Here is a 13,846-nt window from a genome sequence, read left to right as displayed (position 1 = left end):
CAATTTGATGCCTTTTTTTATTTCTAAATATGAATTTATTTGTTACTTTCTCTAATCATACTTGTTAATTAGAGTTCATTTTGAAAACCATTCCTACTACACAGCTAAAGCCTGGTATGTTTGTACAAAAAGTTGTTAAACAAACTGGCAATATTAGAATAAAAAACCAAGGCTGGGTTAAAACTCAAAGTGGAATTGATAAATTAATAAAATCTGGCATTTTAGAGGTTGAAATCGATCCTGATAAAATGCTCACCTCTGAAGAATCTGAAACACAACCAACGCCTGCTACTAAGCACGAAATCAAACAGCGCGATCCATGGTTAATAACCCACAGCGCTGAGCAAGAAATGAGTAAAGCTAAAAAGCTTTATGATGAAGCAAAAAACTTACAAACCAAAGCATTTGGCGATATAGAATCTGGCCGCACTGTTGATGTTGCTCCTTTTAGGGAGCTGGCTAGCGGGTTTATTGACTCCGTATTTAGAAATCAAGATGCGCTGGCGTGCATTACGCAAATGCGCCAAAAAGATGCCTATTTATTAGAGCACTCGATAAATGTGTCTATTTTAATGAGTATTTTTGCAAAACATCTCAATATTGAAAAACCAATCATTGAAGAACTTGCAACAGGTGCCCTATTGCATGATATGGGAAAAATAAAAATACCTGACGCGATTCTCAACAAACCAGGTCGCTACAGTGACGAAGAATTTAAAGTGATGCAAAACCATGCGCGCTTTAGCAAAGAAATACTAGAAGACGCAGGATTAACGGGGATTGCTGTTGATATCGCAGGTATGCACCATGAGCGCTTAGATGGTAAAGGCTACCCCTTTGGTAAGAAAGGCGATGAAATAAGCCAATACGTTCGTATGGCCTCTATTGTTGATGTATATGATGCATTAACCGCTGAACGCGTTTATAAAGCGGGTATGGAGCCAATTAAGGCGTTTAAAATATTAAAACAAGGTTGCCCAGATAGCTTTGATGGCGTGCTACTTAATAAATTTATTCAATGTATTGGTATTCACCCTGTGGGCACGCTGGTAAAACTTTCCAGCCAAAAAGTGGGGCTGGTGACCCAAAGTAACCCTGCAACACCATTAAAACCAGTCGTAAAAACGTTTTTTAATGCCAAACATGGGCGTTACACTGAAGTTCAAGATATTGACTTATCAAGCAAAAGAACACAAGACACGCTTGAATCAGCAGTGAAACCCAAAGAATATAATATAGATTTAGAGGGCTTTTATAAGCACTCTATCTTTAGTTAATTGGCCACTATTGTGGCCAATCTTGCAGGGCTTTTAAGCTAAATTCATAGCCATCAAAATCAAGTACGCTCTGATCCGGTGCTATTTCTAGCACCCTCAATGCACCAATAGACTCCCCCTCATATAGCTCTCTGCCATTGAGCTTTATCCAGCGCTTATCTGCTGTCGACGAATAAATATGTGCCTGATATTTAATGCTTGGCAACATACTTTGTAGGCCATCCGGCAGTAGCTCAACGGGTTGTACCCGTGATGAATGACGAGAGCCTTGAGTTACTTCGTAGTCGGCTGTTGTTTCTGTGTCATTAACGGCTTGCGCAAACGCATTTTTAAGCGTGTCGGGAACCGTATCTAGTTCAGCGGTTGATTCTGGCTGAGCAGGCACATTTTGATTAAGTGGTTTACCTAACACTTTGTATTTACTCAACTCATCGGCACTGAGTGTTCTTTTCGTTGGCTGAGTTGGTACACTTTGCGGTTGGCTGCTCGGTGATTGAAAACTAGATGAAACGTTATTCTGCGCCGAGAAATTTTGCGTTTGCCCTTGAGACGCTTGATTAACGCTCATAGGTAAATATTGCCCTTGTGGCGTAAGCAACATTTGCTGTACACCCGTTGGGGTTTGTACATAAACCAATTGCCCTGCCAGTGGCACAGAATTGTTAGGCGCAGTTGTAACAAGGGGCGCTTGAGGGGTTGTTACTGCTTGAGCAACCGTTTTTTGTACTTCCTTTGGGCTTGTTGGTTTTTCTACTACTGCTGAGTCTTTTTGACTAAGGTCATTTTGAACAACCTCATTTTTTACGGCTACATTTTCTTGTTGCAGCCACTTACCGACAAAAAAGCCACTGGTCAATATACCCGTCGCCAATAAACTTCCGGCGAGTAAAAAACTAATTCGACGATAGGTCATCAACTGATGTTGTTGTTTTAATTGTTGCGCTTGCAAGTCATATTGCTCTGCGCTCATGGTATCGTGCTTTGACTGCTTTAACGCATCTAATAAATAAGACATGAATCACCTAACTAAAGAATAAATGACAGGCCAATTCCTGCACCAAAAAGCATTAACGCAGCAGCGCTATAGGGCCAAATCGAACCTGTTTTACTCACCTTATTATTTGTGGCAATAAAGTCGATAGGTAAAGATTCACTCGCTGCTTGCTTAACAATATCACTGCCAACAATTTCTTGTTGTTTAGAAAATGCCCCTACTAATGCGCGTTCACACACCAGATTCATTAATCGTGGCACACCGCCAGTTAGCTGATGCACCATTTGCATCGCTTCCATTGAAAATATTTTCTTGTCACAACCTGCAATATGTAGCCGATGTTGAATATAAGCGATGGTTTGCCCTGGTGTTAGCGCTAACAAGTGATACCTAGCAGTAATACGCTGTGCCAGCTGTCTTAACTCATTTCGCTTTAGAAGTACCTGTAACTCAGGCTGCCCTACTAATACTATTTGTAATAACTTTTTATGGTCGGTTTCGATATTGGTTAATAAGCGAAGTTGTTCAAGCACATCGGGGGCAAGCAACTGTGCTTCATCAATAATTAAAATAGTATGCCCCCCCGCTTTATTATTAAACTCAAGGTGCTTTTTAATCACATCCGTTAGACTCTTCAGCGTGGCATTTTTGGCGTCGTAAGTTATTTGTAATTCATCGCAAATACTGGCTAACAGTTCAAGTTCTGATAACGCAGGGTTATGGATCATAGCTACTTGGGTATTTTCAGGCAGTCGCTCTAACATACTACGTGTTATGGTGGTTTTACCTGTACCCACTTCACCTGTTAACAGCACAAAGCCACCGTCTTCACCTAGTCCATAGGTAAGGTGCGCTAATGCTTCTTTATGGCGTTCACTTAAAAATAAGTAGTGGGGATTAGGCGAAATTGAGAATGGCTTTTCTTGTAAACCAAAATAGCTTAAATACACCTTTATAGTCCTTGGTCGTTAATTCACGGTCTATAATGGCAAAAAAATAGCCTGGGTGACAACTACAACCAGGCTTTATTATTAAAATAGTGTAAATAAAAAGGCTAACCGTAAATAAAAGAGCATTTTTAGATTCGCTAATATATTAATTAACTACTTCTCATAGCGTACTAGGCGTAAATATACGTTACTTGTTTTAGCATGTAAGCTATTTAAACCACTGGAAAATTGATAAACCCATGCCGAATTTATATTGCTAATACCCGAGGTATTAGACCAATAATTTTGCGACTGCGTTGCTAAAAAAATACCCGCATTAATACTTGGATCGGTACAACGGTGATCTACTATACTAGCTAACTCTTTAATACTCGGCACTTGCCAGTCGTTATAATTTGCCGTGGTGTCATTAAGTGCGCCTTTAAGTGAGGCCTGCCAGTTTAATGGTTGAGTATCGCCATCGCAGCTAGTTGTTTCGCTATTATAAACTTGACCATAGTTACAGCGCTGCCACATTAGCCCTGTTTTAGTATCTGACACAGTGCCATCAATATTAATCACAAATCGGTCGGTATCATCGCTAGTCGCGACTTCCTGATAACACTGCTGCGCTGCAAGTGACTGACTTAATCCTAAGGCTAATAACATAGAGACTTTAATTAATTTCATAATAATCACCTTAACGATTTCTAACTAAGCGCACATAAGCGGCATTATCTTTTGGATAGGCTAAATCATTGCCATCCATCATATCGATAATGTAAGCCTGAGATAAACTGGCACCATCAACCGCGGTCTGTGAGGTCCAATAGCGTAAATGCCCTTCGGTGTTAGTCGATGGTGTATTAGGAAAAAATGCAGTATCTATCAATACGTTTTGCCCTTGTTTACCGTAATCAATTAAACCTAAAAGTTCAGTATAAGTGGGTAAACGCCAGTTACTGCCGCCACAAAAATCAAGCGCATTAACTTCATCAATATAGGTTTGTAATCCACAATCAGTATCGCTCGGGCATGTGGTATTATCACTACCCGCTACATCGCCACTATTGACAGTCCCTTGCCAAATATAACGGTTTTGTCCATCACGCAACGAAGTATTTGGTAACACACCGGAATAAGGGCTTTTCACTTCCCAAACAAGGCCGGTAGTATTATCACGAATACAGCTAAAGTTTTGCGCATCATCGAGAAGCTCATCGGCAAACTCATTAAGTTTGGTGTAATCAAAAGCCAGATTCCCTTTACCCACTTTACCTAAACGATTGGCAAAACTATCGCGCCCAAGATCAGCATCTTGAGCTGGAAATTCATCATTATTACAATTAATTCGCTGAGTATTGTTATAACACTCTCCTACCCCTGTATCATTTATTAACCCAAGCGCTTTGGGTGTTACATCAATAAATACGGTATCTGTGTCGGTGCGCCCTTTTAAGTCCATAACTTGTACTTCAAAGCTAAGCGTTGCATTTAAATCAATATCAGAGGCAAAAAAGCTGGCAGTACATGACTGTGATTCAATCAGGGTTTCTGTATTACCGGTAAGTTGTTGCCACTTACATTGATAAGATTGAGTTGCCGCTTCACTGGCTGTGGCATCTAAAATAACCTTATCAAACTCTTCTACTGTTTGATTAGCGCCTGCATCGGCAATAATCACTTGAGCTGTTTTATTAAGGGTCATATCAAATTGTGATGCAGATACCCCACCTTCATCATCTGTTACGGTGAGCTGCCATTTTAAGTTGGTGTTATTTTCTAATAATGGATGAGGAAAACTAAGCGTTGGATTGCTATAGCTATCAATTGTTAAATCCGGCCCTGACAATAATTGCCACAAATAACTGCTAATTTCGCCATTTTCATCGGGGTCTGTGGAAGTTAAACCACTAAGGGTTACAGTATCCTTATAAACTGAGGGCAAGTTTGCAGGAGCAACTTGAGTAACAACAGCAAGAGGAAGCTGATTATTAGAGGCAATGAAAACACTCAAGTCGTCATTCACTAAACTGCCATCTGAGGTTTGATAGCTAACTCTTAATACCAGTTCACTGTCAGACTTTACATCTGGTGCAGTAATGGTTTGTTCAGCCCCTTCAAGCGGAAACACATCTATAATAGGGCCACTTACACGCTGCCAAGTAAATGTACCATCTGCAGGAGAGCCTTTTGCAGAAATAGTAAACTCTGATTTTTCTACAACTTGGAGATCGTTACCTGCAAATACTGATGTTTTTATATCACTGTTATCAGCACCGCCTCCCCCTCCGCATGCAGCCAAAAGCAAGCATGACATAAGTGGTATTAACGAAATTGCTCTCATACTCAGCACCTTTTTGTCTTAAAATTATCTAATAAAACTATTAAGCAAAAAAAATGCCATTATAAATTATAAATAGCTATCTTGATGAATACGAACAAATAATTTAGTGCCAACTTTACTGTAATCTACTTTATATTCGCGGCCATCTAAGGATTGAATAAACAACAATTGTTTTTCTTCGCTAAATACATCAGCACTAGTAATATAAACAACGTCGAGGTAACGCTCTTTTGCATCTCGGCGGTTTTTTGGCAGTTCTTCTTTAAATGGCTCAAGACCATTACCTGTTACTTTAATTTTAGGGTGAGTCTCACCATTAACAATCACTAAATCTAGTTTTCTGTCTTTATGTATTATGGTGTTTCGACCACTTTTAATGAAAGATCTGTCTTGGCTCATAGTTATTCCTAATCCCGCAGTGAGTGCTTATATTATTATTCACACTGCGACTTTATAAACTGAGAGGGATCGCGCTTCCATTTATTTAAATTTGCGCTAAATTCCCAAATATCACTTTCTATTACACTCGCTGGTAACAGTAAGTCATACCCTGTTAAAAGCTGAAGATGTTTAGCCCTATTAGCAAACATTGCTATAAGCCCATTATAGTCAATTCCTTTTTTTGACCTATATTTATTATCTTCAACTAACCATTCTGATGGGCAATGCCCATTTTTGCAATTTTTTTGAACAACTTGCATAAAGAAATGTCGCTGCTCTATCAACAATTTACCCGCAATTCTTGGAGCTAAAGCAGACAAGAATGAATCTATATCATTTAACTTAATACCAATCGCATTAAGCTCAAGGTAATCAATGCCATTATCAACCTTAGGTATACCACAATGGTGAAAATTCTCTGGGTGTATATGCCATTGTCCATACTTATGCTGATATATTAATTGCTGCTCAGTTAAAATAATACTATAAAAAGGTTCTTGTGTTTTAAAAAAGCCAATTAAAATTGCAGCAATACATAAACTTACTAAAAAAATTTCGATAATACTTATTTCGCCTGGGCGTAATAAATTAAACAGCATGATAATAATCAAGCCAATGCTGCCGACCACTAATATTTCAATTCCATTTTTAGCGCCTTGCGCTCGGTATTTTAGTATTTGTTTATTTATATTAGCCATACTGAAAAAACGCCATATAAAATATAAACATAATAATAGCCCACAATACTAACTTTCTCAGCGTTAAACAGCGTTTGCATGATGTTTTAAAACTCATCAATTAACTCCCATTATTACTGTTAAATATGCGCAATGACTAAGTATCAGTTATTTTTACGCTTAACGCACAAATTAATGAGATACATAACCGCCTTTTTTTGTCCTGATTTCGTACAATACTTATAATCTATTTTCAGGTATGAAAACAATGCACTCTAAACAATCAGGTAAAGCCTTATTTCCATTTATTATTTCGTTACTAATAATTTTTAGCGTTTATTTGTATTTTCCCGCATCACAGGGCGAACAAGCCAATTACTCGGCAATGACAACGCAAGTCTCTGCCCACACGGTAAGATCGCAAGAAAACGCAATTATGATTGAAGCCATTGGCAGTGCTCGTGCTAATCAGGCTATCTACATTAAAAGCGCCCAAAACGATTATGTCACTAGCATTTACTTTGAAGATGGCGACTTGGTCAGCAAAGGACAAAAATTAGTACAACTGCAAAACCAACAAGAACAATTTGCAGTAAAAGAACTTAGCATTAATTTACAAGAAGAAAAACGTCAATTAGCCAGACTGACCGAGCTTTCTCGCTCGCAAGCGACGGCCAAGTCATTGCTTGAAGAACAACTCGCTCGCGTTGATGCCAGCGAAGCACAACTTGAAAGTGCTAAAACCAAACTCAATGAAATGGCCATCACCGCGCCTTTTTCTGGGTTACTGGGGAAACGCGAAATATCGGTGGGTGCGTATATTAATAATAGTACTGTGATCACAACCCTCGATGACATTAGTATTATAAAAGTTGATTTTAAAGTGCCTGAAAAGTATTTAGCTCAACTGAAAAACGGCATGATTGTTCGCACTCAAAACGATGCTTACCCTGATCAAACCTTCAGCGGTAAAGTAACCCATATAAGCTCACGTATCGACTCAATCACTCGCAGTGTAGAAGTAACAGCAAGTTTTGCTAATAAATCAGGTTTACTTCGCCCAGGTATGTTGCTTAAAACTGCACTAGAGCTAAGCAGTAACCAAGCGCTGATGGTGCCTGAAAAGGCCATTATTCCTCTGCAAGATAAGCATTACGTTTTTCAAATTGAAGATGGCATAGCAAACCGTAAAGAAGTACATGTTGCAAGTAGAAATAATGGCTGGGTTGCGATAGACAAAGGGTTAAGTAATGGCGAGCAAATTGTTACCGAGGGAATAATTAAAATTCGCTCAGGTAGTAAAGTAAGCGTTAAGGGGTAACACGTGAAAATTACCGATACTAGCGTCAAACGCCCCGTTTTTGCGATTGTTATTAACTTACTGTTACTCACATTTGGCTTAGTTGCTTTTAGCATGTTGCCTTTGCGAGAGTATCCAGATATTGAAACACCAATTGTAAATATTAGTACTGAATATACCGGTGCATCTGCCGAAATTATTGAAACAAAAATAACGCAAGTTATTGAAAACCGTATTTCGGGCATTGAAGGTATTAAAAGTATTAACTCATCGAGTCGTAATGGCCGCTCAAACATTACCATTGAGTTTAATATTAGCCGTGACATAGACGATGCCTCCAACGATGTGCGTGAACGTGTAGCGCGTGCACTTGATAGCCTACCCGAACAAGTACGTCCTCCTGAAGTATCAAAATCAAATAGTGACGAAAGCCCTATCGCGTGGTTTGTACTTAACAGCGAAACCATGGATTCATTGCAACTTTCTGATTATGCACAGCGTTTTATTGTAGATCGATTAGCCGTTGTTGATGGCGTATCGAATGTGCGCATTGGGGGGGAGCGAAAGTATGCCATGAAAGTATGGCTTAACCGCCAAGCGATGGCCGCCCGTGGTATTACCTCCAGTGATATTGAGCAAACACTGCGTAGTGAAAATGTAGAACTTCCGGCCGGTGAAATTGAATCAGTTGATCGTGATTTTACCGTTCGCACTGCCCGCAGCTATAAAAACCAACGTGATTTTCAAAACCTAGTTATTAAACGAGGTGAAGATGGTTATTTAGTGCGTCTAGGCGAAGTGGCTGACGTAAAACTAGAAGCCGCCGATGATGAAAGTTTATTCCGAGGTAATGGCCGTAATATGATTGGTATGGGTATTGTTAAACAAGCCAAAGCCAATACCCTAACTGTGGTTGATAACGCCCGCAGTGAACTGGAAAAAATAAAACGTAATTTACCTGAAGGCACCACCATAGAAGACAGTTATGATTCTTCGGTATTTATTAAAGAGTCAATTAATGAGGTTTATAAAACTTTAGCAATTTCTATGGGGTTAGTCGTGCTTATTATCTTTATATTTTTAGGTAACATTCGCGCCACTCTTATTCCCGCGGTCACAGTACCGGTCGCCCTAGTCAGTAGTTTCATGTTTTTATTAGCAATGGGTTATTCAATTAACTTATTAACTCTACTAGCACTGGTGTTAGCAATAGGCTTAGTGGTCGATGATGCCATTGTAATGCTAGAGAATATTCACCGCCGTATTGAACTTGGTGAACCGCCTTTATTGGCAGCTTATCGCGGCGCACGTGAGGTGGGCTTTGCAATTATAGCCACCACCTTAGTGCTTATATCCGTGTTTGTACCATTAGTGTTTATGGAAGGACGAATTGGCGCACTATTTACAGAGTTTGCTATGGCAGTAAGTGCTGCCGTGTTTTTCTCTAGTATCACTGCGTTGACACTCTCTCCGGCGCTGTGTTCAAAAGTGTTAAAGGCCTCTGAAAAAGAAAGTAAGTTTAGCCAAGTTATGGACCGTTTTTTTACTAAATTAGAAAATGGATACCGTAACGCTTTAGCGTCAAACATGACCCGTAAATGGGGCTTAATGCTGAGCTTAGTTTTGGCTGGGTTTGTTAGTTATTCATTATTTTTACAAATACCTTCAGAGCTCACGCCAAAAGAAGATCGTGGCACCTTCTTTGTGCTTATGAATGGCCCTGAAGGGGCAAGTTATGAAAATAACGCAGCTAATATGGCAAAAATTGAAGAGCGCTTGATGCCTTATTCTGAATCTGGCGAACTAAGTCGAGTGCTTGTTCGAGTCCCAGGCTGGGGTGGCAGTGGCGGCGTGGCTATTGTTGGCATGGCTGACTGGGATAAGCGCAAACGCTCAACATGGGAAGTCATGGATGAAATAAGCGGCAAAATGCAAGAGGTCACCGACGTTCGTGCATTTGCTATTATGCGCCGTGGTATTGGCGGAGGTGGTTCATCTCGCCCTATTGAATTTGTTTTGCAAGGTAATGATTATGCTCAACTTGCCGATTGGCGAGATAGAATTATTAAACGCGCTGAGAAAAACCCTGGATTAGTGCGTATTGATCATGATTATAAAGAAACCTTCCCTCAGTTTTTAGTCAGTATTGATAAAAATAAAGCCGCTGATTTAGGCGTATCAGTCTCTGATGTGGGTCGTACACTTGAAACCATGCTTGGCCAACGCCGTGTAACCACCTTTATTGACCGCGGTGAAGAATACGATGTAATTTTAAAGGGCACAAAACAAGACTTTGCCAACCCGACTGATATTTCAAATATTTACCTAAAATCACGTAGCGGAGAACTTGTTCCTCTTGATAGCCTTATTAGCTTAAAAGAAGAAGCCACCGCCTCGCGTTTAAACCGCTATAACCGAATGCGTGCAATTACTTTAAGTGCCAACCTCGCAGATGGTTACACGCTAGAACAAGCACTAAACTTTTTAAACAAGGTTGCCACAGAGGAAAACGACATTGATGGTGCCATTGACTATAAAGGTGAGTCGCAATTGTTTTATGAAGGTGCCTCAGCCATGACCTATGTGTTTGTGCTGGCATTAACCGTGACCTTTTTAGTACTGGCAGCTCAGTTTGAAAGTTTTATGCATCCATTTGTTATTATGTTAACTGTGCCACTTGGTTTAATGGGTGCCATGTTTGGGCTGTGGAGTATGGGGTTAACGCTTAATATATACAGCCAAATAGGTATTGTTATGCTCATTGGGTTAAGTGCTAAAAACGGTATACTGATTGTTGAATTTACCAACCAGTTACGTGATAAAGGCGTAGAATTTAGTGAGGCCATTTTACAAGCGGCTACACAGCGTTTACGCCCTATTATTATGACTTCCCTAACAACGGTTATGAGTGCCGTACCTTTGGTGTTGGCTTCCGGTCCAGGCTCGGAAAGTAGAATGGTAATTGGTGTGGTGGTATTTACTGGCGTAACGGTGGCAACCATACTAACTCTGTTTGTGGTGCCAGCCGCTTATTACGCACTAGCGCGAAATACACAATCACCTGAGTTTTTACAACAAAAACTTGATAAGCAAGCCGCTGAAAAACCGCTTAAAGAGATCTAAGTTACTCAGAGCGTCGTAACTAGATGTTACGGCGCTTTATTCAGTGCACATATCCCTAACAATTGAGGAAGTACTTATGAGTTCGACCACACAAGTAGCAACACTCGGCGGCGGCTGTTTTTGGTGTATTGATGCAGCATTTAGGCGTGTAAAAGGTGTACTCAGTGTTTGCTCTGGTTATACTGGTGGACATACTGATAACCCAACTTACAAAACTATTTGCACTGGTAACAGTGGCCATGCAGAGGTAATTAAGGTTGAATTTGATGCCAGTGTTATCAGCTTTGAAACCTTACTCGCGATGTTTTTTACCCTACACGATGCCACACAACTAAATCGCCAAGGTAACGATATAGGCACTCAATACCGCAGCGTTGTGTATTATCATAATGAGCAACAACAAGTACAAACACAGGCAGTTATTGCAGAGCTGCAAAGTCATGTTAGCGAACCTATAGTGACTGAGGTGAGCCCAGCAACCACTTTTTACCCCGCAGAGCACTACCATCAGGACTATTACAATGAAAATCCTGAGCAGGGCTATTGCAGTATTTTAATTGCACCCAAATTACATAAGTTTGAAACCGAATTTAGCGAGTTTTTATCGGAATAAAGTGCTTTTAATAAATAGCCCAGCAATAAGCTGGGCTATTTGTTCCTTGGCAACTAGGATAAGTGACTAAAACTGATAATTTGCCCCTACAAAGAAAGTTCTTCCTGCGCTGTTATAACCTAATAGCTTACCACTGGCAGCAAAGCCCGTCGCAGCAGTAAAATATTCTTTATCAGTAATATTCTCTATTCGAGCAGCTAACGACAAATTATCTAGCAACTGGTAATTGGCTGCTATATTAAATACCGTATAAGCAGCGAGCTCCGAGTCATAATACGCAATCGAAGGACGCGATGAGCGATATTGCATATCCAAGCTGGCATCAAAATCACCCCATGTTTTAGCGAGTTGATAATTAAACGATTCAGAAGGTCTACGTGGTAAATCGGTATTCGTTTTTTCATCTGTAGCGTCTAAAAAGCTAAAATTAACCGAGTGTTCAAAGCCTAGCGCTGAAAACTCTGCCGACAGCTCAAATCCCTGCATAGATACTTTATCTATGTTAGTGGCAATATATTTACCTGAGTCTGCATCATAATTATTACTAATCAAATTATTGATACGGTTATCGAAAATAGCAATATCATAACGGCCCCATTGGGTTTCTAAAGTTATACCAAGCTCATTATTTAAGGCTTCTTCAGGTTTAATATTATTGTTTGGTAAATAGTACGGGCTGTTAGTCACAAACGCATTGATTAACGAAGGAGCTCTAAATGCAGTACCGTGATTTAAACGTAGTGTTACATAGTTATTTGCTTTGTAACCAAGTCCTGTACTGTAAGTGTTTGCACGGCCATGGAAGTCATAATCATCGGTTCTAACAACCGCATTTGCTAACCATTTGTTATGGCTATAAAACGCGCCTATAAACAACGCCTTATTATCGCGTTTTTCTTCTGATGACGTTGCTGACGAGTTTGATAAATCCTCAGATAAATAATTAAAGCCACCCGATATATCAAGTTCTTCAGTAAGGGTATAAAGCCCTCGATATTCAAACTCAACACGCTCTGTGCTATACACTTGCTGCACATCGGTACCTGTTTGGGTATTTTCTTCTTGCGAAACGCTCACCGAAGTACTTTGGCTATATATATCTGAGGCTTTGTTCCAGCCTAGCTTAGCGGTGTAATTTTCAAAGTCGTAGGCATCGTTACCCCATGCATTATCATATTGTGCTTCGCCTTCGCTATACTGAGATTGCAGGCTCAATTGGCCTAGTTCAGCAAGCTCATAAGCTAAATTAAAGCCAATGTTTTTATTTTTGTAGCCATCATCATCATGATCTTTTGTGTACTCAGCCGCTGGATCTTTGCCAGTAACATCAAAACCATCCGTCTCTTCGTAGCCTAAATTATAATTAAAGCTAAGCGCCTCTTTTACAAGCCCACCAGCAAGCTGATAATTACTGTAGCTATGGCTGCCTAAAGTAGCCGAAAGCGAGTTATTTGAGGCTTTACGGGTGATAATATTAATTACTCCGGCTACCGCATCAGAGCCATAAATAGCAGCTCTTGCCCCTTTAATAACTTCAACACGCTCGATACTGTTAACTGGAATATTCGTCAGTGACACACTACCTGAACTTGCATCGCTCACTCTTACACCATCAACCAGTACTAAGGTATATTTAGCGCTGGCCCCGCGAAAAAATATATCTGCCTTTTGACCTAAACCGCCGTTACGGACAATATCTATCCCAGCTATGGTATTTAATATTGCAGGTAAGTCTCGATAATTCGCTTTTTCAATATCTGCGCGGTCGATAACTGCCACACTTGCTAATACATCATTTATAGGTTGTTCAAATTTATTAGCGGTTACTGTTATTGTTTCGATTGATTGTTCTGCAGCAGATACAGAAATAGATAGTACAGCCGAAATGGCCACACCCAGTGCGGTTTTATTTAACATCATGTCCCCTATCTTTGCCCACCGCAAAGATGTTAGTAAGTAAGATTAAATCAAGGCCGGTCTCCGGACTCAGTTACCATAATTTAATACAGCATAACTTTACCGTTGCGGGGGCAGTGTTGGGATTGACTTCATCAATGAAAACGCACCAACTTCCCGATTATCCTACTAAAAAAATCACACCATTGAAGTGTTTAGCAAGCACCTTGAAAATAGGCTGCTATTGTT

The 13,846-nt window shown here is 40.0% G+C and carries 11 protein-coding genes and 1 riboswitch; of the genes, 4 read left to right on the top strand and 7 right to left on the bottom strand.

The features are described 5' to 3' along the window. Nucleotides 1–80 precede the first annotated feature (80 nt). Nucleotides 81–1,277 carry an HD-GYP domain-containing protein gene (locus tag PSM_RS04070; protein ID WP_013464325.1) on the top strand — a complete coding sequence of 399 codons (1,197 nt, stop codon included), beginning with the start codon at nucleotides 81–83 and terminating at the stop codon, nucleotides 1,275–1,277. 7 nt (nucleotides 1,278–1,284) lie between these two features. Here PSM_RS04070 and PSM_RS04065 read toward each other — a convergent pair whose 3' ends face one another. From PSM_RS04065 to PSM_RS04040, 6 genes are all read right to left on the bottom strand, one after another. Further along, nucleotides 1,285–2,292, bottom strand: coding sequence for a general secretion pathway protein GspB (locus tag PSM_RS04065; protein WP_013464324.1), 1,008 nt, complete (start codon nucleotides 2,290–2,292; stop codon nucleotides 1,285–1,287). A gap of 11 nt (nucleotides 2,293–2,303) precedes the next feature. Next, entirely contained in the window at nucleotides 2,304–3,221 is a 918-nt protein-coding gene (locus tag PSM_RS04060; protein ID WP_013464323.1) for an ExeA family protein, read from the bottom strand. Nucleotides 3,222–3,374: 153 nt separating this feature from the next. Continuing rightward, nucleotides 3,375–3,890 (bottom strand): Lcl C-terminal domain-containing protein, encoded by a 516-nt coding sequence (locus PSM_RS04055; protein WP_013464322.1) that lies wholly within the window; start codon nucleotides 3,888–3,890, stop codon nucleotides 3,375–3,377. A 10-nt stretch (nucleotides 3,891–3,900) separates the two neighbouring features. Then, nucleotides 3,901–5,547: an Lcl C-terminal domain-containing protein gene (locus tag PSM_RS04050; protein WP_013464321.1), complete on the bottom strand. Its 1,647-nt coding sequence runs from the start codon at nucleotides 5,545–5,547 to the stop codon at nucleotides 3,901–3,903. Between the two features lie 66 nt (nucleotides 5,548–5,613). Beyond that, nucleotides 5,614–5,946: a hypothetical protein gene (locus PSM_RS04045; protein ID WP_013464320.1), complete on the bottom strand. Its 333-nt coding sequence runs from the start codon at nucleotides 5,944–5,946 to the stop codon at nucleotides 5,614–5,616. A gap of 35 nt (nucleotides 5,947–5,981) precedes the next feature. Beyond that, nucleotides 5,982–6,686 carry a DUF2982 domain-containing protein gene (locus PSM_RS04040; protein ID WP_013464319.1) on the bottom strand — a complete coding sequence of 235 codons (705 nt, stop codon included), beginning with the start codon at nucleotides 6,684–6,686 and terminating at the stop codon, nucleotides 5,982–5,984. Between the two features lie 247 nt (nucleotides 6,687–6,933). Between PSM_RS04040 and PSM_RS04035 the strand changes: the two genes are divergently transcribed. From PSM_RS04035 to msrA, 3 genes are all read left to right on the top strand, one after another. Then, nucleotides 6,934–7,986, top strand: a complete 1,053-nt coding sequence (locus PSM_RS04035; RefSeq protein ID WP_008465994.1) for an efflux RND transporter periplasmic adaptor subunit — start codon at nucleotides 6,934–6,936, stop codon at nucleotides 7,984–7,986. Nucleotides 7,987–7,989: 3 nt separating this feature from the next. Next, nucleotides 7,990–11,088, top strand: a complete 3,099-nt coding sequence (locus PSM_RS04030; RefSeq protein ID WP_013464318.1) for an efflux RND transporter permease subunit — start codon at nucleotides 7,990–7,992, stop codon at nucleotides 11,086–11,088. Between the two features lie 76 nt (nucleotides 11,089–11,164). Beyond that, nucleotides 11,165–11,701: a peptide-methionine (S)-S-oxide reductase MsrA gene (gene msrA / locus PSM_RS04025; RefSeq protein WP_013464317.1), complete on the top strand. Its 537-nt coding sequence runs from the start codon at nucleotides 11,165–11,167 to the stop codon at nucleotides 11,699–11,701. 66 nt (nucleotides 11,702–11,767) lie between these two features. On the opposite strand, the gene PSM_RS04020 is transcribed toward msrA, so the two are convergent. Next, nucleotides 11,768–13,618 carry a TonB-dependent receptor domain-containing protein gene (locus PSM_RS04020; RefSeq protein ID WP_013464316.1) on the bottom strand — a complete coding sequence of 617 codons (1,851 nt, stop codon included), beginning with the start codon at nucleotides 13,616–13,618 and terminating at the stop codon, nucleotides 11,768–11,770. A gap of 37 nt (nucleotides 13,619–13,655) precedes the next feature. Next, nucleotides 13,656–13,821: riboswitch (cobalamin riboswitch) on the bottom strand. Nucleotides 13,822–13,846: the final 25 nt, after the last annotated feature.

This window comes from Pseudoalteromonas sp. SM9913 (assembly GCF_000184065.1).
GTDB lineage: Bacteria > Pseudomonadota > Gammaproteobacteria > Enterobacterales > Alteromonadaceae > Pseudoalteromonas > Pseudoalteromonas tetraodonis.
Note: the sequence above shows the minus strand (reverse complement) of the source record. Positions and strands in the feature narration are given on the sequence as shown.

Excerpts from the sequence above, each read along its gene's own strand:
- PSM_RS04065 (WP_013464324.1), bottom strand. The coding sequence starts at position 2,292 with ATGTCTTATTTATTAGATGCGTTAAAGCAGTCAAAGCACGATACCATG.
- PSM_RS04055 (WP_013464322.1), bottom strand. The coding sequence starts at position 3,890 with ATGAAATTAATTAAAGTCTCTATGTTATTAGCCTTAGGATTAAGTCAG.
- PSM_RS04050 (WP_013464321.1), bottom strand. The coding sequence starts at position 5,547 with ATGAGAGCAATTTCGTTAATACCACTTATGTCATGCTTGCTTTTGGCT.
- PSM_RS04045 (WP_013464320.1), bottom strand. The coding sequence starts at position 5,946 with ATGAGCCAAGACAGATCTTTCATTAAAAGTGGTCGAAACACCATAATA.
- PSM_RS04040 (WP_013464319.1), bottom strand. The coding sequence starts at position 6,686 with ATGGCTAATATAAATAAACAAATACTAAAATACCGAGCGCAAGGCGCT.
- PSM_RS04035 (WP_008465994.1), top strand. The coding sequence starts at position 6,934 with ATGCACTCTAAACAATCAGGTAAAGCCTTATTTCCATTTATTATTTCG.
- msrA (WP_013464317.1), top strand. The coding sequence starts at position 11,165 with ATGAGTTCGACCACACAAGTAGCAACACTCGGCGGCGGCTGTTTTTGG.
- PSM_RS04020 (WP_013464316.1), bottom strand. The coding sequence starts at position 13,618 with ATGTTAAATAAAACCGCACTGGGTGTGGCCATTTCGGCTGTACTATCT.